General features: G+C 72.1%; 15 protein-coding genes and 1 pseudogene. 10 read left to right on the forward strand and 6 right to left on the reverse strand.

Features of this window, described 5'->3' with window-relative positions:
- Positions 1-51: 51 nt before the first annotated feature.
- Positions 52-1,272, reverse strand: coding sequence for a LolA family protein (locus OG299_RS17275; RefSeq protein WP_327361932.1), 1,221 nt, complete (start codon positions 1,270-1,272; stop codon positions 52-54).
- Between the two features lie 175 nt (positions 1,273-1,447).
- Entirely contained in the window at positions 1,448-2,458 is a 1,011-nt protein-coding gene (locus OG299_RS17280) for a polyprenyl synthetase family protein (RefSeq protein ID WP_327361933.1), read from the reverse strand.
- Positions 2,459-2,721: 263 nt separating this feature from the next.
- Between OG299_RS17280 and OG299_RS42750 the strand changes: the two are divergent.
- Positions 2,722-2,874: pseudogene (locus OG299_RS42750) on the forward strand (peptide MFS transporter); the annotation flags it as partial.
- 115 nt (positions 2,875-2,989) lie between these two features.
- Positions 2,990-5,014 carry a CocE/NonD family hydrolase gene (locus OG299_RS17285; protein WP_266626549.1) on the forward strand — a complete coding sequence of 675 codons (2,025 nt, stop codon included), beginning with the start codon at positions 2,990-2,992 and terminating at the stop codon, positions 5,012-5,014.
- A gap of 17 nt (positions 5,015-5,031) precedes the next feature.
- Here the strand turns inward: OG299_RS17285 and OG299_RS17290 are convergent, their stop codons facing one another.
- A complete protein-coding gene (locus OG299_RS17290) occupies positions 5,032-5,853 on the reverse strand; it encodes a Cof-type HAD-IIB family hydrolase (protein ID WP_266626551.1) in 822 nt (273 codons plus the stop codon).
- 141 nt (positions 5,854-5,994) lie between these two features.
- Between OG299_RS17290 and fahA the strand changes: the two genes are divergently transcribed.
- The 8 genes from fahA to OG299_RS17330 all read left to right on the forward strand — a co-directional run bounded on the left by fahA (position 5,995) and on the right by OG299_RS17330 (position 15,040).
- Positions 5,995-7,221, forward strand: a complete 1,227-nt coding sequence (fahA, locus tag OG299_RS17295) for a fumarylacetoacetase (protein ID WP_266626553.1) — start codon at positions 5,995-5,997, stop codon at positions 7,219-7,221.
- A 151-nt stretch (positions 7,222-7,372) separates the two neighbouring features.
- Positions 7,373-8,143, forward strand: coding sequence for a GntR family transcriptional regulator (locus OG299_RS17300; protein ID WP_327361934.1), 771 nt, complete (start codon positions 7,373-7,375; stop codon positions 8,141-8,143).
- 37 nt (positions 8,144-8,180) lie between these two features.
- A complete protein-coding gene (locus OG299_RS17305; RefSeq protein WP_030298062.1) occupies positions 8,181-8,408 on the forward strand; it encodes a 4Fe-4S dicluster domain-containing protein in 228 nt (75 codons plus the stop codon).
- A complete protein-coding gene (locus OG299_RS17310; protein ID WP_327361935.1) occupies positions 8,405-9,796 on the forward strand; it encodes an ABC transporter substrate-binding protein in 1,392 nt (463 codons plus the stop codon). The genes OG299_RS17305 and OG299_RS17310 overlap by 4 nt, the downstream gene beginning before the upstream one ends.
- The gene (locus tag OG299_RS17315; RefSeq protein WP_327361936.1) at positions 9,793-10,650 is read left to right on the forward strand and encodes an ABC transporter permease; all 858 of its coding nucleotides are present in this window, start codon (positions 9,793-9,795) and stop codon (positions 10,648-10,650) included. The genes OG299_RS17310 and OG299_RS17315 overlap by 4 nt, the downstream gene beginning before the upstream one ends.
- Positions 10,651-10,717: 67 nt before the next feature.
- Positions 10,718-11,467, forward strand: coding sequence for an ABC transporter ATP-binding protein (locus tag OG299_RS17320; protein WP_266626562.1), 750 nt, complete (start codon positions 10,718-10,720; stop codon positions 11,465-11,467).
- A gap of 68 nt (positions 11,468-11,535) precedes the next feature.
- Positions 11,536-14,328: a fumarate reductase/succinate dehydrogenase flavoprotein subunit gene (locus OG299_RS17325; RefSeq protein ID WP_327361937.1), complete on the forward strand. Its 2,793-nt coding sequence runs from the start codon at positions 11,536-11,538 to the stop codon at positions 14,326-14,328.
- 106 nt (positions 14,329-14,434) lie between these two features.
- The gene (locus tag OG299_RS17330) at positions 14,435-15,040 is read left to right on the forward strand and encodes a Uma2 family endonuclease (protein ID WP_327361938.1); all 606 of its coding nucleotides are present in this window, start codon (positions 14,435-14,437) and stop codon (positions 15,038-15,040) included.
- A gap of 69 nt (positions 15,041-15,109) precedes the next feature.
- On the opposite strand, the gene nuoN is transcribed toward OG299_RS17330, so the two are convergent.
- From nuoN to nuoL, 3 genes are read right to left on the reverse strand one after another with little or no spacing between them, the layout of a single operon-like run.
- On the reverse strand, positions 15,110-16,756 hold the full coding sequence (gene nuoN / locus OG299_RS17335) for an NADH-quinone oxidoreductase subunit NuoN (RefSeq protein ID WP_266633324.1): 1,647 nt from the start codon (positions 16,754-16,756) through the stop codon (positions 15,110-15,112).
- 5 nt (positions 16,757-16,761) lie between these two features.
- Positions 16,762-18,354, reverse strand: a complete 1,593-nt coding sequence (locus OG299_RS17340) for an NADH-quinone oxidoreductase subunit M (RefSeq protein WP_266626568.1) — start codon at positions 18,352-18,354, stop codon at positions 16,762-16,764.
- A 1-nt stretch (position 18,355) separates the two neighbouring features.
- A complete protein-coding gene (gene nuoL, locus OG299_RS17345) occupies positions 18,356-20,251 on the reverse strand; it encodes an NADH-quinone oxidoreductase subunit L (protein ID WP_266626570.1) in 1,896 nt (631 codons plus the stop codon).
- Positions 20,252-20,258: the final 7 nt, after the last annotated feature.

Raw genomic sequence — 20,258 nt, forward strand, 5'->3', positions numbered from 1 at the left:
GTCCCCGCCCACCCTTCGGACAGTCCTACGCTCGCATCCGCCCTGCTGCGGCTACTTGTTGGCGTCGGCCGCCTTCACCAGCGCGTCCTTGGTGACCGCACCGACGTAGACCTTGCCGTCGTCGGTGATCAGAGCGTTGACCAGGCGGGTCTTGAAGACCCGGCCCTCGCCGAACTTGCCGGTGACCTTGCCCCCGAGGGAGTCGAGGAACTGCTTGGCCTCCTTCGGCGCGTTCTTGTCGTTCTCGATGTCCTTCAAGCTCTTGCCTGCGCCCGTGTCGATCCGGGCGATCGTCGACCAGCCCTCGCCGAGCACCTTCGTCTCGCCGCCCTTGCCGCCCGCACCGCCCATGCCGCCGGTCAGTGCGCCGAGGCCGGGGAGGGAGTCCAGGCCCTTGAACTCCTTGCCGTGGCCGGCGCCGCCCTTGCCCGCCTCGGCCGCGCCCTCGGTCACCTTGGCGCCCTTGGGCGCGGTGAACGCGAAGGTGTCGGCGGACGGCTTGGCGAAGTCCACCTTGGTGAACCCGGCGTCGACGATCGGCTTGCCGCCTTCGGCCGCCAGCAGCTGCACCCGCAGCGGCACGAAGTTCTTGGCATCCACCGCGATCTTGACCGAGCCGACCGTGGATCCGCCGTGCTTGGGCTTGAGCACCAGCTGGTACGCGTCCCGGCCGGCCACCTGAGCGGTGTCGCCCACGCTGACGTCCGTGGTCGGGCCGGCGGCCGTCAGGATGTCCTGGGCCAGCTGCTGGGGCGAGCCGCCGCCCATCCGGTCGGCCGTCTTCTTGTGGTCCTTGCCCTGCGCCGCGCCCTCGGTGTCCTTCTCGTGCCAGACCTCGTTGGCCTTGCTGTCGTACCCCCAGACGTCGGCGCCGTTGTGGATGAGGCTGTACTCGTCCTTGCCGTCCACGAACGTGAGCTTCTGGCGGTCCGGGCCGTCGGCCGCGACGCGCACGGTGTGCGTGCCGTTCGCCAACTGCGCGATCTTGTCCTCGGGGTTGGCCGAGCCGCCCGTGACGCCCCCGCCGCCGAGCAGGCCGCTCGCCAGGGTCGGCAGGCCCAGGTCGGTGCTGATCTTCGCGCTGCCGGACAGCTGCTGCACGTCCGAGGCGACGATCTTCTCGATGAGCTGCTGTGCCGTCACCTTCGGCAGGTCCGGGCTGCCGGAGTTCGCGAAGGCCGGGACCATCGCCACGGTCGCGGCGGCCACACCCGCCACCGCGACCGGTACGGCGTACCGGGCGGCCTTGCGGGTCTTTGCGTTCGTTGCCATGTCTGCCCTACCTCTTTGTCACCCGTTCTGGTGTGTCTCCATCTGACCAAAGGGGTGGGGGTCGGGGCGTCACTCCCCGGGGCCAACTCCGCGTACGCCCCAGGGATGACACGACGAAGGTCCGGCACCCCCCACCCGTAGGGGATGCCGGACCCTCACCTCTGCCGAACGGCTCCTAGCCGGCCCGGTGCACCACTGCGTCGCACAGCTCCTCGAGCGCCGACTTGGCGAAGCACTCCGGCAGCGGGGCGAGCGTGGCCCGCGCCTCCTGCGCGTAGCGGATGGTGTCGCGGCGGGCCTGCTCCAGGGCGGGGTGCACCCGCAGCCGGGCGAGCACCTCCGCGTGCAGGACGTCATCGGTCAGGTCCCCGTCGAGGAGGGCCACGAGCTCCAGGTCGTCGGGGTCGCCGCCCTGGGCCGCCATCTCGCGCAGCCGCAGCACGGGCAGCGTCGGGATGCCTTCGCGCAGGTCCGTCCCCGGGGTCTTCCCGGATTCGTGCGAGTCGGAGGCGATGTCGAGGACGTCGTCGGCGAGCTGGAAGGCGATGCCGAGGCGCTCCCCGTACTGCGTCAGGATGTCGACGACCGACTCGTCGGCGCCGGACATCAGCGCGCCGAACCGGCCGGAGACCGCGATCAGCGAACCCGTCTTGCCGGCCATGACGTCGAGGTAGTGCGCGACCGGGTCGCGGCCGTCGCGCGGGCCGGCCGTCTCCAGGATCTGGCCCGTCACCAGCCGCTCGAAGGCCTCCGCCTGGATGCGCACGGCCTCCGGCCCGAGGTCGGCCAGGATGTGCGAGGCGCGGGCGAACAGGAAGTCACCCGTCAGGACGGCAACCGAGTTGCCCCAGCGGGCGTTGGCGCTGGCCACGCCGCGGCGCTCGTCCGCCTCGTCCATGATGTCGTCGTGGTAGAGCGTCGCCAGATGGGTGAGTTCGACGACCACCGCGGCGGGCACGATGCCGGGCGCGTAGGGGTCGCCGAATCGGGAGGCCAGCATCACCAGCAGCGGCCGGAACCGCTTGCCCCCGGCGCGCAGCAGGTGCTGTGCGGCATCGGTGATGAAGGGGACTTCGCTCTTGGTGGCCTCCAGCAGACCCGCCTCGACGGCGGCCAGTCCGGCCTGGACATCGGTCTCAAGAGCCTGGTCCCGCACGCTCAGTCCGAACGGCCCGACGACGGTCACGAGGGGTACTCCTGTCTGCTGACGATCACGCTGACGATCACCTGGATTGTCGATGTGTCGCTGCCATCACTCAAGCCAGCGTATCCGGTCTGTTTTCGATCACCGAGAGCGCCCGCCATGTCGCCACCCGCGCAGCGCCCGATGCGCACCGGTATGTTCGTCAGGAGCCGAAACAACCGGAGAATGCGTTTTGTCCAGAACTGCAACCGAAATGGGGCAAGCTGCGGAACCGGTCGGCCCGGAAGCGGACCGGCCGCCGCCCGCCGAAGACCACGCCCTCCGTCTCCGCGGCCCACGGGACCATGGTCTACCTCGGGTCCGTCGCCGGCGGGTGGCTCGCCGACCGGATCCCCGGTTCGTACCGGGCCGCGCTCCGGGGCGGCGTCCTGATCGCCTGCGCCGCATCGTCGCCGGCCTCCTCGCCGCGGGCGCGCCCGCCACCCTTCCGGCCGCCGCCGGCCGGCTGACCACGGACCCCTGGCGCCGTGGCTGCGGCGCACGATGCACCCCGTCCACCGAGGTGGTTGCCGAATGATCATCCGTACCGAGTTCCCGTACGAGACGTCGCACGAGGACGTCCGGATCCCGATGGCCGACGGAGTGGAGCTGTACGCCCGGATCTGGCGCCCCGTGACGGACGAGCCCGTTCCGGCCCTGTTGGAGTACCTGCCGTACCGGCTGACGGACTGGACCGCCCCGCGGGACCGGCAGCGCCACCCCTGGTACGCCGGCCACGGCTACGCGTCCGTTCGGGTGGACGTACGCGGCCACGGCTGCAGCGGCGGGAACCCGGGCGACGAGTACGACGCGCGGGAGCTGGCCGACGGGGTCGCGGTGGTGGAGTGGCTGGCGGCGCAGCCGTGGTGCACGGGGGCGGTGGGGATGTTCGGGATCTCGTGGGGCGGGTTCAATTCCCTCCAGATCGCGGCGCTGGCACCGCAGGCCCTGAAGGCGGTCGTCACGGTCTGCTCGACGGACGACCGGTACGACAACGACGTCCACTACATGGGCGGCTCGGTGCTGGCCGTGGACATGCACGCGTGGGCGGCGACCATGCTGGCCTTCGCGGCGCGCCCGCCGGACCCGCTGTTCGTCGGCGACGGCTGGCGCGAGCAGTGGCTGGCGCGGCTGGAATCCGTCGAACCCCTGATCCACACCTGGCTGGCCCACCAGACGCGGGACGACTACTGGCGCCACGGCAGCGTCTGCGAGGACTACCCGGCGATCGGCGCGGCCGTCCTCGCGGTGGGCGGCTGGCACGACCCGTACCGGGACGCGGTGCTGCGACTGGTCTCCCGTCTGCCCGCCGAACGGGTGCGGGGGCTGATCGGCCCGTGGTCGCACCAGTACCCGGACCGCGGGCTGCCGCCCGGTCCGGCGATCGGGTTCCTCCAGGAGACCCTGCGGTGGTGGGACCACTGGCTGAAGACCGATTCCGACAGCGCCTCCGGCGCGGGCGACAACGGGGTGATGGACGAGCCCCTGCTGCGCTCCTGGATCTCGGAGTCCCATCCGCCGGCGACCACGTACGAGGTGCTGCCGGGCCGCTGGGTCGGGGACGCCGAGTGGCCCTCCCCCGCCGTCACCCCCGTCACGTACGCGCTCCAGGGCGCGCCGGTGGCCGTGGCCTCCCCGCAGCACACGGGGCTGGACGCGGGGCGGTTCTTCCCGTTCGGCAACGAGGCGGACCTGCCGCCGGACCAGCGGGAGGAGGACGCGAAGTCGGCCTGCTTCGAGTTCCCGGTGGGGCGCGAGCCGGTGGAGGTCCTGGGCCGCGCACAGGTGACGGCCCGGCTGCGGATGGACGTCCCGTACGGCCAGGTGGTGGCCCGCCTGTGCGACGTGGCGCCCGACGGCTCCTCGACGCTGGTCACCCGGGGCGCGCTGAACCTCTCGGCGCGGCTGGGGCGGGACAAGGCGGTGCCGTGGCCGGTGGGCGCGTACGAGGACGTGGTGTTCGAGCTGAACGGCATCGGGCACCGCTTCGCGGCCGGCCACCGGATCCGGCTCGCGCTCTCCTCGGCGTACTGGCCGTGGATCTGGCCGCGGGCCGGGTCGCAGGCGGGGTGGACGCTGGATCCGGCGGGCAGTGCGCTGGTCCTGCCGGTCCGTGCCGCCGCCGACCCGGATCCGCCCATCGGCTTCGAGCCGCCGGAGCAGTCGGAGCCGCTGGGTGTGGTCGTCCCGGCCACGCTGGACGAGCCGCGGCCTGAGCGGCTGGTCGTACGGGACGTCGCGCGCGGGCGGTGGCGGCTGGAGGTGGACCCGCGGTACGGGGGCACGCGGGTGTATCCGGACGGGCTGGAGTACGGCGAGGACGCGCTGGAGGTGTACGAGATCGACTCGGCGGATCCGCTGTCGGCCCGGACCCGCTCGGACTGGCGGATCCGGTTGCACCGGCCGGAACTGGCATGGGACGTACGGGTGGAGACCCGGTCGGAGGTCTCGTGCGACGAGGGCGGCTTCGTCACGTCGAACGAGGTGGTGTGCCGGGAGGGGGACGAAGTGGTCTTCCACCGGACGTGGGAGCGGCGGTTGCCGCGGGCGGCGGGTTGACGGCCCTGCAGGGCGGATCAGCCGGGGAAGAGGCGTTCCAGGACCACCGCGATGCCGTCCTGCTCGTTCGAGAGCGTCAGCTCGTCGGCCACGGCCATCAGTTCTCGGTGGGCGTTGGCCATCGCCACGCCGTGCGCCGCCCACGCGAACATCGGGATGTCGTTCGGCATGTCGCCGAAGGCGATCGTCGACGACGGGCCGACGCCCAGCAGCTCCGCCGCCAGGGCCAGCCCGCTCGCCTTGCTGACACCCGGCGGCTGGAGCTCCACCGTGTGCTCCCCCGCCATCGTCACGTTCACCAGGTCCCCGACCACCGAACGGGCGACCCGCGTCAGCTCGTCGTCGTCCAGCTCCGGGTGCTGGAGCAGCACCTTGTTGATCGGCGCGGCCCACAGGTCGCTGCGCCGGTGCACCCGGACCGTCGGGAGGTGCGGGTGCCACATCCGGTAACCCGGCCCTATCAGCATCTCGGCGTCCAACCCCTCCTGGTTGACCGCCGCGTACACCTCGCCGATCTCCGCCTCGATCTTCCCGAGCGCCACGTCCGCCAGATCCCGGTCCAGCGGAATGGAGTGCAACAGGCGGGCGCACGCCGTGTCGTACACCTGCGCGCCCTGCCCGCACACCGCGAGCCCTGTGTAGCCGAGGTCGTCCAGGACGTGCCGGACCTGTGGAACGGGGCGCCCGGTGACGATGATGTGCTGGGCGCCGGCGGCGCGCGCCGTCGCGAGCGCCGCGTACGACCGCGCGGAGACGGTGTCTCCGGCGCGCAGCAGCGTCCCGTCCAGGTCAGTGGCGATCAAGGCATAGGGGAGGGCCGAAAGCGGGGCGGAAGTCACGGCGCAAGGATACGGACCCCTTTGGACAAGTCCTACAAATAGAGCCCGTATCCGGCCTCCCGCACGCCCCACTGGCCACGTAACGTATCAACCAGCCCGCCGGGACACCCCCGGACCGCGTCGAAAGCGAGGCAGTACCCCATGCCCCAGCAGAGCCCCCTCGATGTGCCCGAGGGCGACCCGTTCGGGCCGCACAACCTCCCGTACGGCGTCTTCTCCACCTCCGCGGAGCCCGGCCGCCGTCGCATCGGTGTGCGCATCGGCGGACACGTGCTCGACGCGGGGGCGGCCGCGGCCGCGCTCGGCTCCCCGTACGCCGCGCTGCTCGGGCAGTCCTCGCTCAACCCGCTGCTGGCCGCCGGCCGCACCGCCTGGCGCGACGTGCGCCGCGCGCTGACCGCCTGGGTGACCGACCCCGGCCACCGCGTGACGGTCGAGCCGCACCTCGTCCCGCTGGACGCCGTCACCCTGCACCTGCCGTACGAGGTCGCCGACTACGTCGACTTCTACGCGAGCGAGCACCACGCCACCAACGTCGGCCGGATGTTCCGCCCGGACGGGGACGCGCTCACCCCCAACTGGAAGCACCTGCCGATCGGCTACCACGGCCGCTCCGGCACGATCGTCGTCTCCGGCACCGACGTCGCCCGCCCCTCCGGGCAGCGCAAGGCGCCCGCCGACCCGGCGCCCGTCTTCGGCCCGTCCGTCAAGCTCGACATCGAGGCCGAGGTCGGCTTCGTCGTCGGCACCCCGTCGGAGCTCGGCAGCCCGGTGCCGCTGGGCGCCTTCGAGGACCACGTGTTCGGGCTGTTCCTGCTCAACGACTGGTCGGCGCGCGACATCCAAGCCTGGGAGTACGTGCCGCTGGGCCCCTTCCTCGGCAAGTCCTTCGCCACCTCCGTCTCCGCCTGGGTGACCCCGCTGGAGGCCCTGGAGGCGGCCCGGGTCGCCCCGCCGGCCCGCGACTTCCCCCTCCTGCCCTACCTCGACGACGCCGACGCCGACCGGCCCGGCGGCTTCGACCTGCACATCACCGTGTCGATCAACGGGCAGGAGGTCGCGCAGCCGCCGTTCGCGACGATGTACTGGACCGCCGCCCAGCAGCTCGCGCACATGACCGTCAACGGCGCCTCCCTGCGCACCGGCGACGTCTTCGGCTCGGGCACGGTCAGCGGACCCGAGGTCGGACAGCGCGGCTCGCTGCTGGAGCTGACGTGGAACGGGCGCGACGCCATCGAGCTCGCCGACGGCAAGCGCACCTTCCTCGAGGACGGCGACACCGTCACCATGACCGCCTGGGCCCCGGGCCCCGAGGGCACCCGCGTGGGCCTCGGCGAGGTCACCGGCCGCATTGTGGGATCCCGCTAGTCCGCCCCTCGGGACGAATGACATCACCGGGGTGGCGGATCTTTCCGCCACCCCGGCGTCGCAGCAGGTCACAGCCCTGACGCCGGGCCCTCGCGGTGGCGCAATACTGCGGCAACACCACTGGCCGGAAGCCGTCGGTATGTTCCCTGCCATGCCAGCCGAACGCACCCGTGAGCACACCGTCCCGGTCGCCGCCGCGCGCCGGCGGCGACTGCGCGCGGACCAGGCGCGGCAGCTCGCCGACCTGCTGCGCCACCAGATCCTGGCCGGCGGCTACCCCGGCGGGGTCCTCCCCCTGGAGGACGCCCTCGCCGCCGACTACGGAGCCGGCCGCAACACCGTCCGCCAGGCCCTCGACCTGCTGCGCGGCGAGCGGCTCGTCGAACGCCGGCCCGGGGTCGGCACCGTCGTCGTCTGCGAGAAGTACCCCCACGGCCTACACCGCCTCCAGGGCCTGGCCGAAACCCTGCACGAGCACGGCCGGGTCACCAACGAGGTCCGCACCGTCGGCCCGGTGCGCGCCCCCGCCCCCGTCGCCGGCCGACTGCGGCTTCCCGAGCACGCCGACGTGCTCTACATCGAGCGGCTGCGCCGCCTGAACGGGCTCCCGCTCTCCCTCGACCTCACGTACGTCCCCCTGGACATCGGCGCCGAACTGCTCGGCTGCGACCTGGAGAACACCGACGTCTTCCGGCTGCTGGAGTCCCTGACGGGACAGCCCCTCGGCCACGCCGAGATCACCCTCGAGGCCGTCAACGCCGACGCGCACTCGGCCGCCGTCCTGCAGGCCCCGCGCGGGGCCGCCGTGCTGATGCTGGAGCGGCTCACCCATCTGGGCGACGGCCGGCCCGTGGACCTGGAGTTCATCCGCTTCCGCGGCGACCGGATCACCATGAGCGGCCTGCTCCGCCGCTCCCTCTGAGCCCCGCCCTCCCCCACCTTCCTCCCTGGAGACAGCCATGCCTCTGGTCCCCCAGCGCGGCGACGTGCCCGTGACCATCGACGAGTCCCTGTGCATCGACGGCTGCACCCTCTGCGTCGACATGTGCCCGCTCGACTCCCTCGCGATCCACCAGGACAGCGGCAAGGCGTACATGCACGTGGACGAGTGCTGGTACTGCGGCCCGTGCGCCGCCCGCTGCCCCACGGGCGCGGTGACCGTCAACATGCCCTACCTGCTCCGATGACCCTGGCGACCCTGGTGACCCTGGTGAAAGGCCCCGTTCCGATGCTCCGTAGAAGAGCTCTCGCACCCGCCGCCCTGCTGCTCCTCGCTCCGCTGGCCGGCGGGTGCGGCGGGGACGCCTCCGGGGCGGACGGCCCCGGGACGGTGACCGTGACCGTCGGCTACCAGTCCAAGACCATCAACACCGTCACCGCCGGCACCCTGCTGCGCTCCCTCGGCTACTTCGAGCAGGAGCTCGCGGCGCGCGGCAAGAAGGACGGCGTCACGTACAAGGTCGACTGGCAGGACTACGCCACGGGCGCGCCCATCACCGCCCAGATGACCGCCGGGAAGATCGACATCGGCTCGATGGGCGACTTCCCGCTGCTGATCAACGCGGCCCGCGGCAAGGAGCTGAAGCAGCCGACCCGCCTCGTCTCCGTGACCGGCTACAACCTGCGCGGCGGCCTCAACACCGTCGTCACCGCGCCGAACGCGAAGTTCGAGTCGCTGGCCGACCTGCGCGGCAAGAAGGTGTCGACCTCGGTCGGCTCCGCCGCGGACGGGACCCTCGTACGGGCCCTGCAGCGTGCCGGGATCGATCCTTCGAGCGGTATCCAGAAGCTCAACCAGCAGCCCAGCGTGGGCGCTTCCGCCCTCCAGGCGGGCAGTGCGGACGCGCTGTCGCAGTTCGTGGCCTGGCCGGGGCAGCTCGCGTACGAGGGGAAGGCCAAGGCGCTCTACGACGGCGCCGAGCTGAACCTGCCGACCTTCCACGGGGTCACGGTGCGGCAGGAGTTCGCGGCCGAACGGGCCGGCGTGCTGGACGACTTCCTGCGGGCGCAGCGCAAGGCGACCGAGTACCTGCGGACGCAGCCGGTCGCGGCGGCCGAGTCGGTGGCGAAGGAGACCGGGCTGCCCGCGGAGGTCGTCTACCTGTACAACGGCGCGAACGGGATCGCGACCTTCGACCCGGCGCTGCGGCCGGAGCTGCTGGCGGCGCTGAAGGAGGACGTGCCGGTCCTCAAGGACGCGAAGCTGGTCGGCGACGTGGACGTGGACGCGTTCGTGGACCCGGCGCCGCTCAAGCGGGCCGTACCGGACGCGGACTATCCGGCGGCGGCCCCCGCCCGGCCCGAGCTGTGGCTGAAGAACGAGCCCGCCACCCGGACGTTCGACACCCCGGCGGCCCTCCTGAAGGCCCTGAAGGGCGCGGACGTCCGGGCGGCGTACGTACCGGACGCGGAGACCGGGACCCTCTGGTTCGCCGACAAGGCGGTGTGGGTGGCGGAGGGCTCCGCACTGCGGGCGTTCGTCACCCGGGCGGGCGCCACGTCGTACGTCGACCGGCACCAGGGATCCGGGGCGCGGATCGTGAGCTTCGCCGAAGCCGGAGGCATCGCCTCATGACCCCGGGGCGCCGGCTGCTGCGCCTGGCTTCGCTGGGGGCGGCCCTGGTGGCGTGGCAGCTGCTGACTTCGCTGGACGTGGAACTCTGGCTCCGGTTCGGGCAGTTCCCGACGGTGGGGGAGGTCGCGGCGAAGCTCGCCGAGCGGGCGTCGACCGGTCCGTACTGGCAGGACCTCGTCTCCAGCCTGAGCCGGATCGTGTCGGGCTTCGCGCTGGCGGCGGTGCTGGGGGTGGCGGTGGGCACGGCGATCGCCCGCTCGCGGGTGGCGGCGGACGTGCTCGGCCCGGTGCTGGAGGTACTGCGCCCGATCCCGGCGATCGCGCTCGTCCCGGTCGCGATCCTCCTCTTCCCCTCGAACGAGCAGGGGATCGTGTTCATCACGTGCACGGCGGCGTTCTTCCCCGTCCTGGTGTCGACCCGCCACGCGGTGGCGGCGTTGTCCCCGGTCTGGGAGGAGGCGGTCCTGACGATGGGCGGGGGCCGGGGGCGGATCCTGCTGTCGGTGGTCCTGCCCGGGGCGCTCCCCGGGATCTTCGGCGGCCTGTCGGTCGGCATCGGGGTCGGGTGGATCTGCGTGATCTCGGCGGAGATGATCTCGGGCGAGTACGGGGTGGGCTACCGCACGTGGCAGGACTACACGGTGGTGGACTACCCGGGGGTCTTCGTCGGCATGGCCACGATCGGCGCGCTGGGCTGGCTGACCTCGACGGCGGTGGAACGCCTGGGCCGCCGCCTGACGCGATGGCTCCCGACCCGCACCGAGCGCCCCTCCGCAGGGCCGCCCGCTGCCACCGCAGCCGCCGCCCGGGGGGCGAACCCCCGCCGCCCGACCCCGGAACCGGCCGTTCCGTGACCCCGCGCCCCCATCGCCGGGGCCGGCGCCGCCGACCGGCATTCGACTCGTCGCAGGAGGTCCCCCGATGTCCGCATCAGCGGCCGTACTCGCCACCACCACCGCACCTCCCGGCGCAGCCCTCCGGCTGAAGGGGGTTCGGCTCGGACGCGCCGGCGGCCCGGCCGTCCTCGAAGGGCTCGACCTCGACATCCGGCCCGGCGAGGTGCTGGCCGTCGTCGGGCCCTCCGGATGCGGGAAGTCCACGCTGCTGCGCACCCTGGCCGGGCTGCTGCCCCCGCTCTCCGGCACGGTCACGCAGGACGGAACCCCGATCACCCGGCCCGACGCCGACCGGGCGCTCATCTTCCAGGGCGACGCCCTGCTGCCTTGGCGCACCGTACGGGCGAACGTCGAACTGCCCCTCGCCATCCGGCGCGTGCCCCGCGCCGAGCGGCGGGGGACCGCCGAAGGGTGGCTGGCCCGCGTCGGCCTCGGCGACCACGCACACAGGCTCCCGCACCAGCTCTCCGGCGGCCAGCGCCAGCGCGTCCAGCTGGCCCGCGCCCTCGCCGCGCGCCCCCGCGCCGTCCTCATGGACGAGCCCTTCGGGGCGCTCGACGCCCAGACCCGCGCCGGCATGCAGGACCTCCTGGTAGACGTCCTCGCCGGCACCGGGGCGACGGTCGTCTTCGTCACCCACGACGTGGACGAGGCCCTCTTCGTGGGCGACCGCGTCGCGCTGCTCCACGCCGACACCGTGGTCGACGTACCGCTTCCCCGCGACCGGTCCGCCGATCATTCGGCCCTCCGCCGCCGGATCCTCTCCTCCCTCTGACCGCCGATCCCCGGCCACCGGCCCGGCCCCGGCCCCCGACCCCCCGACCCCCGAAGGGCAGCCCCACCATGGACATCCCCGCGATCGCCGACGCCGAGGAACTCTCCTGCGACGTCCTCGTCATCGGCGGCGGCACCGCCGGCACCATGGCGGCCCTGACCGCCGCCGGCCGCGGTGCGCGGGTCCTGCTGCTGGAGAAGGCGCACGTACGCCACTCCGGCGCCCTCGCCATGGGCATGGACGGGGTCAACAACGCGGTCGTCCCCGGCCGCGCCGAGCCCGACGACTACGTCGCCGAGATCACCCGCGCCAACGACGGCGTCGTCGACCAGTCCACCGTCCGCCAGACCGCCACCCGCGGCTTCGCGATGGTGCAGCGCCTGGAGTCGTACGGCGTGAAGTTCGAGAAGGACGAGCACGGCGAGTACGCGGTCCGCCGGGTCCACCGCTCCGGCTCGTACGTGCTGCCCATGCCCGAGGGCAAGGACGTCAAGAAGGTCCTCTACCGGCAGCTGCGCCGCCGCGAGATGCGCGAGCGGATCCGGATCGAGAACCGGGTGATGCCGGTCCGGATCCTCACCTCGCCCGAGGACGGCCGGGCCATCGGCGCGGCCGCCTTCAACACCCGTACCGGCGCCTTCGTGACGGTCCGCGCGGGCGCCGTGATCCTCGCGACCGGCCCCTGCGGGCGGCTCGGACTCCCCGCCTCCGGATACCTCTACGGGACCTACGAGAACCCCACCAACGCGGGCGACGGCTACGCCATGGCCTACCACGCGGGCGCGGCCCTCACCGGAATCGAGTGCTTCCAGATCAACCCGCTGATCAAGGACTACAACGGGCCGGCGTGCGCGTACGTCGCGAACCCCTTCGGCGGCTACCAGGTCAACCGGCACGGCGAGCGGTTCGTCGACTCCGACTACTGGTCGGGGCAGATGATGTCCGAGTTCGCGGCCGAACTCGCCTCGGACCGGGGGCCGGTGTACCTGAAGCTCAGCCACCTCCCGGAGGAGACCGTCTCCTCCCTCGAATCGATCCTGCACACCACGGAGCGGCCGACCCGCGGCACCTTCCACGCGGGCCGCGGCCACGACTACCGCACGCACGACATCGAGATGCACATCTCGGAGATCGGACTGTGCGGGGGCCACTCGGCGTCGGGCGTGCGCGTCGACGACCACGCACGCACCACCGTGCCCCGGCTGTACGCGGCCGGCGACCTGGCCTCCGTACCGCACAACTACATGATCGGGGCGTTCGTCTTCGGCGACCTGGCGGGCGAGGACGCGGCGCAGTACACGGCGTACGAGGGCCCGCTCCCGGCGGACCAGGTGGCGGCGGCCCACGAGCTGGTCTACCGGCCGCTGCGCCGGCCGGACGGGCCGCCGCAGCCGCAGGTGGAGTACAAGCTGCGGCGCTTCGTCAACGACTACGTGGCCCCGCCGAAGACGGGCGCGAAGCTCTCGCTGGCCGTGGAGGCGTTCACCCGGATGAGCGGCGAGATCGAGGAGATGGGGGCGCAGACCCCGCACGAGCTGATGCGGTGCGCGGAGGTGTCCTTCATCCGGGACTGCGCGGAGATGGCGGCCCGGGCGTCGCTGGCGCGGACGGAGTCCCGCTGGGGCCTGTACCACGAGCGGCTCGACCACCCGGGGCGCGACGACGCGGGCTGGCTGCACCACCTGGACCTGCGCAAATCGGCCTCGGGGGCGATGGAGTTCACGGCCCGGCCGGTGGAGCCGTACGTGGTCCCCGTCCCCGAATTCACCCCGACGGGCGGGGCGTCGCGGCACCTGGGCGAGGTCGCACTGGTCGGCGTGGCGACGGCGGGCCCGCGCACGGCGACTCCCCGCGCAGCAGCGGCCTCCGCGGCGCGCGCAGCGCTCCCGGGGGCAGCTGCGGCTGCCTCCATGACCGCGGCCGGCGCAGGGCCCGAGCCCTCGGCCCCGGCGGCTGCGGCCTGCGCGACGGTCCCGGCCGGGGCGGCCGGCCCCTCGCCCCGGATCCTCGAACTGCTCGCCCTGGCCGAGGAGTCGCCGGACCTCGCGGCCCTGCGCCCGTACCTCACCGATCCCGATCCGGCGGTACGGGCCGCAGCCGTGGCCGTGATCGGCGAGACCGTCCCGGCGGGGGCGGGCCCGGAGCTGGCGGCCCGCCTCGGCGATCCGGATCCGGCGGTACGGGCGGCCGCCGCGGCCGCGCTGCGGGAGCTGCTCGAGGTCCTGCCGGCCGACGCGGAACTCGGGACCGCCCTGCGCGCCGCCCTGGGGGTCCCCGACCCGGCGGTCCGCTCGGCGGCGCTCGAAGCCCTGCGCGCGCTGCGTCTCGGGGACGCCGAGGCGTACGCGGAGTCCCTCGCGGACCCCGACCCGGAGGTCCGTATCCACGCGGTCCGGGCGCTGGTCTCGGTGGACGCCGTCCCGGCCCTCGCGCAGGCCGCGGGCGACCCGGCCCGGGAGGTCCGCGTGGCGGTGGCCAAGGGCCTCGCGGCGGTCCACTCCCCCGCCCCTGCCCCGCTGGACCCCCTCCTCTCGGACCCGGACCCGCTGGTCCGGGGCGCGGCCCTGGCGTCCCTGGCCGCCACGGGCTGCCCGGCGCCGTACGCCGCCACCGCCATCACGGCCCTGGCCGACCCGGCCTGGCAGGTCCGCGCGGGCGGAGCCACCGCCCTCTCGGCGGCCGACCCCGCCGCGGCGGTCGCCCCGCTGGCCACGGCCCTGAAGGACGACAACGCGGACGTCCGCAAGGCCGCCGTCCTCTCCCTGCGCACCCACCGCGCCACCCCCCAGGCCCGCACAGCCCTGGCCACGGCCACCTCGGACCCGGACGCCGATGTCCGCGCATATGCCAGCCGCCACTGACGGGGTCAACATCACGACCCCGTTCACACGTGGGGACGGTCCCGGAAGGATCCCCGGCGATACGCTGGACGGACTCACGAGACTCCGTCACATGGGAGCACTACCGATGAGCGTCGATCCCGAGGAAACCGAGCCGACATACCGCTGGCCCGTCCCGCCCGCGGGCGGCTGGACAGCAGACGACCTCGACCGGCTTCCCAACCTGCCTCCGCATACGGAGCTGATCGACGGGAGCCTGGTCTTCGTGAGTCCGCAGACTCGTTTTCACATGCGCGCCCTGAGGTTCTTCGAGCAGCAGCTTGAATCCGTGGTGCCGGAGGGGCTCGAGGTGATCAGAGAGTTCACGATCGACATCGACCGGCGCAACAGGCCCGAGCCGGACGTGATCGTCGCCGAGGAGGACGGCGAGGATCCGGACCAGACCCGGCTCCCCGCGTCGCTCGTCCGGCTGGCCATCGAGGTGGTCTCGCCGGAGTCGGTGGGCCGGGACCGCGAGACCAAGCCGATCAAGTACGCCCACGCCAAGATCCCGCACTTCTGGCGGGTGGAGAACAAGGAGGGCCGAGCCGTGGTCTACGTCTACGAACTCGACCCCGCCACCGAGGCATACGTGGCCACCGGCATCTTCCACGACCGCCTCAAGGTCTCGGTCCCCTTCCCCATGGACTTGGACCTCGCCGCCATCACGCCGAAGCGCCGCAGCGGCGAGTAGCACCCACACGCGCCGGGGCCCGGCTCCCCCCAAGGGAGCCGGGCCCCGGCACCAACACGCGACAGCCGGTCAGCGGACGAACGTGCTCGCCTGTCCCGCCAGGTCCAGGAAGTACTGCGGCGCCAGGCCCAGGACCAGGGTCACCGCCACGCCCACCGCGATGGTCGTCATCGTCAGCGGCGACGGGACGGCCACCGTCGGGCCGTCCGCCTTCGGCTCGCTGAAGAACATCAGGACGATCACCCGGATGTAGAAGAACGCGGCGATCGCGGACGAGATGACACCGACCACGACCAGCACGCCCGCGCCGCCCTCCGCCGCCGCCTTGAACACGGCGAACTTGCCGGCGAAGCCGGACGTCAGCGGGATGCCGGCGAAGGCCAGCAGGAACACCGCGAAGACCGCCGCCGTCATCGGGGAACGGCGGCCCAGGCCCGCCCACTTGGACAGGTGCGTCGCCTCGCCGCCCGCGTCGCGCACCAGCGTGACCACCGCGAAGGCGCCGATCGTCACGAAGGAGTAGGCGAGCAGGTAGAAGAGGACGGACTGGACGCCCTGCGCCGACGTCGCGATCACACCGGCCAGGATGAAGCCCGCGTGCGCGATCGAGGAGTACGCCAGCAGGCGCTTGACGTCGGTCTGGGTCACCGCGATCACCGCGCCGGCCAGCATCGTCACGATGGCCACGCCCCACATGACCGGCCGCCAGTCCCACCGCAGGCCCGGGAGGACCACGTACAGCAGCCGCAGCATCGCGCCGAAGGCGGCCACCTTCGTCGCCGCCGCCATGAAGCCCGTGACCGGGGTCGGGGCGCCCTGGTAGACGTCCGGGGTCCACATGTGGAACGGGACGGCGCCGACCTTGAAGAGCAGGCCCATCATGATCAGCGCCCCGCCGATCAGCAGCAGTGCGTCGTTGCCCATGGTGTCGGCGAGCGCCGGGTCGATCTTCGTGACCGTGCCGTCGACCACGTCGGCGATGGCCGCGTACGAGACCGAGCCCGCGTACCCGTAGACCAGCGCGATGCCGAAGAGGAGGAAGGCCGAGGAGAACGCCCCGAGCAGGAAGTACTTGACCGCCGCCTCCTGCGACATCAGCCGCTGGCGGCGGGCGACGGCGCAGAGCAGGTACAGCGGGAGGGAGAAGACCTCCAGGGCCACGAACAGCGTCAGCAGGTCGTTGGCCGCCGGGAAGATCAGCATCCCGGCGATCGCGAACAGCACCAGCGGGAAGACCTCGGTGGTGGTGAAGCCCGCCTTGACGGCGGCCTTCTCGCTGTCGCTGCCCGGTACGGACGCCGCCTGCGCGGCGAACGAGTCCACCCGGTTGCCGTGCGCCGCCGGGTCCAGGCGCCGCTCGGCGAAGGTGAAGACCGCGACGATCGAGGCCAGCAGGATGGTGCCCTGCAGGAACAGCGCCGGGCCGTCCACGGCCACGGCGCCCATCGCCGCGATGTGCGCCTTGCCGCTCGCGTACCCGCCGGCGGCGAGGCCGACGACCGCCGCGAAGGCCGAGGCCAGCGCGGCGACGGCGAGGAACACCTGGACGTAGTAGCGGGACTTGCGCGGTACGAAGGCCTCGACGAGGACTCCGACCACCGCCGCGCCCACCACGATCAGCGTGGGCGCGAGCTGCGCGTACTCGATGTGCGGGGCCGGGATCCGGTCGACCGGTTCCGCGGCCGCCAGCGTCAGCAGCCCTTGGGCAGCAGCCATGGTGCTCACTTCGCCGCCTCCCCGTTCTTGGCCTCGACAGCCACCTGTGGCTTCGGGTCCTTCTGGTGTACGTCGGACATGGTGTGCTCCACCGCCGGGTTGACGATCTCGGTGAGCGGCTTCGGGTACACGCCCAGCGCGATCAGCAGCGCGATCAGCGGGGCGACCACCAGCACCTCCCGCAGGTGCAGGTCCTTCATCGTGCGGACCTCCTCCTTCACGGGGCCGGTCATCGTGCGCTGGTAGAGCACCAGGGTGTAAAGCGCGGCCAGCACGATGCCGATGGTGGCGATGATGCCGATGACGGGGTACCGGGCGAACGTGCCGACCAGGACCAGGAATTCGCTGACGAAGGGCGCGAGGCCCGGCAGCGACAGCGTGGCGAGGCCGCCGATCAGGAAGGTGCCGGCCAGCACCGGGGCCACCTTCTGCACACCGCCGTAGTCGGCGATGAGCCGGGAGCCGCGCCGCGAGATCAGGAAGCCGGCCACCAGCATCAGCGCGGCCGTCGAGATCCCGTGGTTGACCATGTAGAGCGTCGCGCCCGACTGCCCCTGGGAGGTCATCGCGAAGATGCCCATGATGATGAACCCGAAGTGCGAGATCGAGGCGTACGCGACCAGCCGCTTGATGTCCCGCTGCCCGACCGCGACCAGCGCGCCGTAGACGATGCTGATCAGGGCGAGGACGAGGATCACCGGCGTGGCCCACTTGCTGGCGTCGGGGAACAGCCCGAGGCAGAAGCGGAGCATCGCGAAGGTGCCGACCTTGTCGACGACCGCGGTGATCAGTACGGCGACCGGGGCGGTGGACTCGCCCATCGCGTTCGGCAGCCAGGTGTGCAGCGGCCACAGCGGGGCCTTCACCGCGAAGGCGAAGAAGAAGCCGAGGAACAGCAGCCGCTCGGTGTTGGTCGTCATGTCGAGCGTGCCCGCGGCACGGGCGGCGGCGATCTCCTGGAGCGAGAAGTTCCCGGCGACCACGTACAGCCCGATGACCGCGGCCAGCATGATGAGGCCGCCGACCAGGTTGTAGAGGAGGAACTTGACCGCCGCGTACGAGCGCTGCGCGGCCGCGTTCTCATCGGACCCGGTATGTGCCCGGTCCCCGAAGCCGCCGATGAGGAAGTACATCGGGATGAGCATGGCTTCGAAGAAGACGTAGAAGAGGAAGACGTCGGTGGCCTCGAAGGAGATGACCACCATCGCCTCGACCAGCAGGATCAGGGCGAAGAAGCCCTGCGTCGGCCGCCAGCGGGACGAATGCGTCTCAAGGGGGTCGGCGTCGTGCCAGCCGGCCCCGATGACGAAGGGGATCAGCAGGGCGGTGAGCGCGATCAGCGCCACCCCGATGCCGTCGACGCCCAGTTCGTAGCGGACGCCGAAGTCGGCGATCCAGGCGTGTGATTCGGTGAGCTGGTAGCGAGCGCCACCGGGCTCGAAGCGGACCGCGACGAGCACGGCCAGGGCCAGCGTCGCCAGCGAGAACAGCAGCGCGAGCCACTTGGCGGCGGTCCTGCGGGCGGCCGGGACGGCCGCCGTCAGGACGGCGCCGACCGCGGGGACCGCGGCCGTCACCGTCAGAAGCGGGAAACTCATCTCACACCGCCCTCATCAGCAGGGTCGCGGCGATGAGGATCGCCGTGCCCCCGAACATCGAGACCGCGTAGCTGCGGGCGTAGCCGTTCTGCAGCTTGCGCAGCCGGCCCGACAGTCCGCCGACCGAGGCGGCCGTCCCGTTGACCACCCCGTCGACCAGGCTGTGGTCGACGTACACGAGCGAGCGGGTCAGGTGCTCCCCGCCGCGCACCAGCACGACGTGGTTGAAATCGTCCTGGAGCAGGTCCCGCCGGGCCGCCCGGGTGAGGAGCGAGCCGCGCGGGGCGACCACCGGGACGGGCCTGCGGCCGTACATCGACCAGGCGACGGCGACGCCGACGACCAGGACGACCATGGTGGACGCGGTCACCGTCATGGCGCTGACCGGCGAGTTGCCGTGCTCGTAACCGGTGACGGGCTCGAGCCACTTCAGGAAGCGCTCGCCGATCTCGAAGAACGCGCCGGCGAAGACCGACCCGAACGCCAGGATGACCATCGGGATGGTCATGGACTTCGGGGACTCGTGCGGGTGCGGCTCGTGGCCGCCTGCGTCCGGCTGCCAGCGCTTCTCACCGAAGAAGGTGAGGAGCATGACCCGGGTCATGTAGAAGGCGGTGATGCCGGCGCCGATCAGGGCGACCCCGCCGAGGATCCAGCCCTGGGTGCCGCCCTTGGCGAAGGCCGCCTCGATGATCATGTCCTTGGAGAAGAAGCCGGACAGTCCGGGGAAGCCGATGATCGCCAGGTAGCCGAGGCCGAAGGTGACGAAGGTGACCGGCATGAACTTCCGCAGGGCGCCGTACTTGCGCATGTCCACTTCGTCGTTCATCCCGTGCATGACGGAACCCGCGCCGAGGAAGAGGCCGGCCTTGAAGAAGCCGTGCGTCACCAGGTGCATGATCGCGAAGACGTACCCGATGGGGCCGAGGCCCGCCGCGAGGATCATGTAGCCGATCTGCGACATCGTCGACCCGGCGAGTGCCTTCTTGATGTCGTCCTTCGCGCAACCGACGATCGCACCGAAGATCAGCGTGACCGCGCCCACGATGGTGACCACCAGCTGGGCGTCCGGCGCACCGTTGAAAACGGCGGCCGAGCGGACGATCAGGTACACGCCCGCCGTCACCATCGTCGCCGCGTGGATCAGGGCCGAGACCGGGGTCGGGCCCTCCATCGCGTCGCCGAGCCAGGACTGCAGCGGCACCTGGGCCGACTTGCCGCACGCGGCGAGCAGCAGCATCAGGGCGATCGCCGTCAGCTTGCCCTCGGTGGCGTTGCCCACGGAGGCGAACACCGGCCCGAAGGCGAAGGTCCCGAAGGTGGTGAACAGCAGCATGATCGCGATCGACAGGCCCATGTCGCCGACCCGGTTGACCAGGAAGGCCTTCTTCGCGGCGGTCGCCGCGCTGGGCTTGTGCTGCCAGAAGCCGATGAGCAGGTACGAGGCGAGGCCGACGCCCTCCCACCCGACGTACAGCAGCAGGTAGTTGTCGGCGAGGACCAGCAGCAGCATCGCCGCGAGGAACAGGTTCAGGTAGCCGAAGAAGCGGCGGCGGCGCTCGTCGTGCTCCATGTACCCGATGGAGTAGATGTGGATGAGCGTGCCGACCCCGGTGATCAGCAGGACGAACGTCATCGACAGCTGGTCGAGCTGGAAGGCGACGTCCGCCTGGAAACCCTCGACGGGGATCCAGGTGTACAGCTTCTCGTACAGGGTCCGGTCCTCGGCGCCGCGCCCGAGCAGGTCGGCGAACAGGACCACGCCGATGCCGAAGGAGGCGGCGGCGAGGAGGGTGCCGAGCCAGTGGCCGGCCTTGTCGAGGCGGCGGCCGCCGCAGAGCAGCACCGCCGCTCCGAGCAGGGGCGCCGCGATCAGCAGCCCAATCAGATTCTCCACTGTGAGC

This window comes from Streptomyces sp. NBC_01296 (assembly GCF_035984415.1).
In the GTDB taxonomy this organism is placed as follows: domain Bacteria; phylum Actinomycetota; class Actinomycetes; order Streptomycetales; family Streptomycetaceae; genus Streptomyces.

Coding starts and splice junctions, on each gene's coding strand:
- OG299_RS17275 (WP_327361932.1), bottom strand. CDS start 1,272: ATGGCAACGAACGCAAAGACCCGCAAGGCCGCCCGGTACGCCGTACCG.
- OG299_RS17285 (WP_266626549.1), top strand. CDS start 2,990: ATGATCATCCGTACCGAGTTCCCGTACGAGACGTCGCACGAGGACGTC.
- fahA (WP_266626553.1), top strand. CDS start 5,995: ATGCCCCAGCAGAGCCCCCTCGATGTGCCCGAGGGCGACCCGTTCGGG.
- OG299_RS17300 (WP_327361934.1), top strand. CDS start 7,373: ATGCCAGCCGAACGCACCCGTGAGCACACCGTCCCGGTCGCCGCCGCG.
- OG299_RS17305 (WP_030298062.1), top strand. CDS start 8,181: ATGCCTCTGGTCCCCCAGCGCGGCGACGTGCCCGTGACCATCGACGAG.
- OG299_RS17310 (WP_327361935.1), top strand. CDS start 8,405: ATGACCCTGGCGACCCTGGTGACCCTGGTGAAAGGCCCCGTTCCGATG.
- OG299_RS17315 (WP_327361936.1), top strand. CDS start 9,793: ATGACCCCGGGGCGCCGGCTGCTGCGCCTGGCTTCGCTGGGGGCGGCC.
- OG299_RS17320 (WP_266626562.1), top strand. CDS start 10,718: ATGTCCGCATCAGCGGCCGTACTCGCCACCACCACCGCACCTCCCGGC.
- OG299_RS17325 (WP_327361937.1), top strand. CDS start 11,536: ATGGACATCCCCGCGATCGCCGACGCCGAGGAACTCTCCTGCGACGTC.
- OG299_RS17330 (WP_327361938.1), top strand. CDS start 14,435: ATGAGCGTCGATCCCGAGGAAACCGAGCCGACATACCGCTGGCCCGTC.
- nuoN (WP_266633324.1), bottom strand. CDS start 16,756: ATGGCTGCTGCCCAAGGGCTGCTGACGCTGGCGGCCGCGGAACCGGTC.
- OG299_RS17340 (WP_266626568.1), bottom strand. CDS start 18,354: ATGAGTTTCCCGCTTCTGACGGTGACGGCCGCGGTCCCCGCGGTCGGC.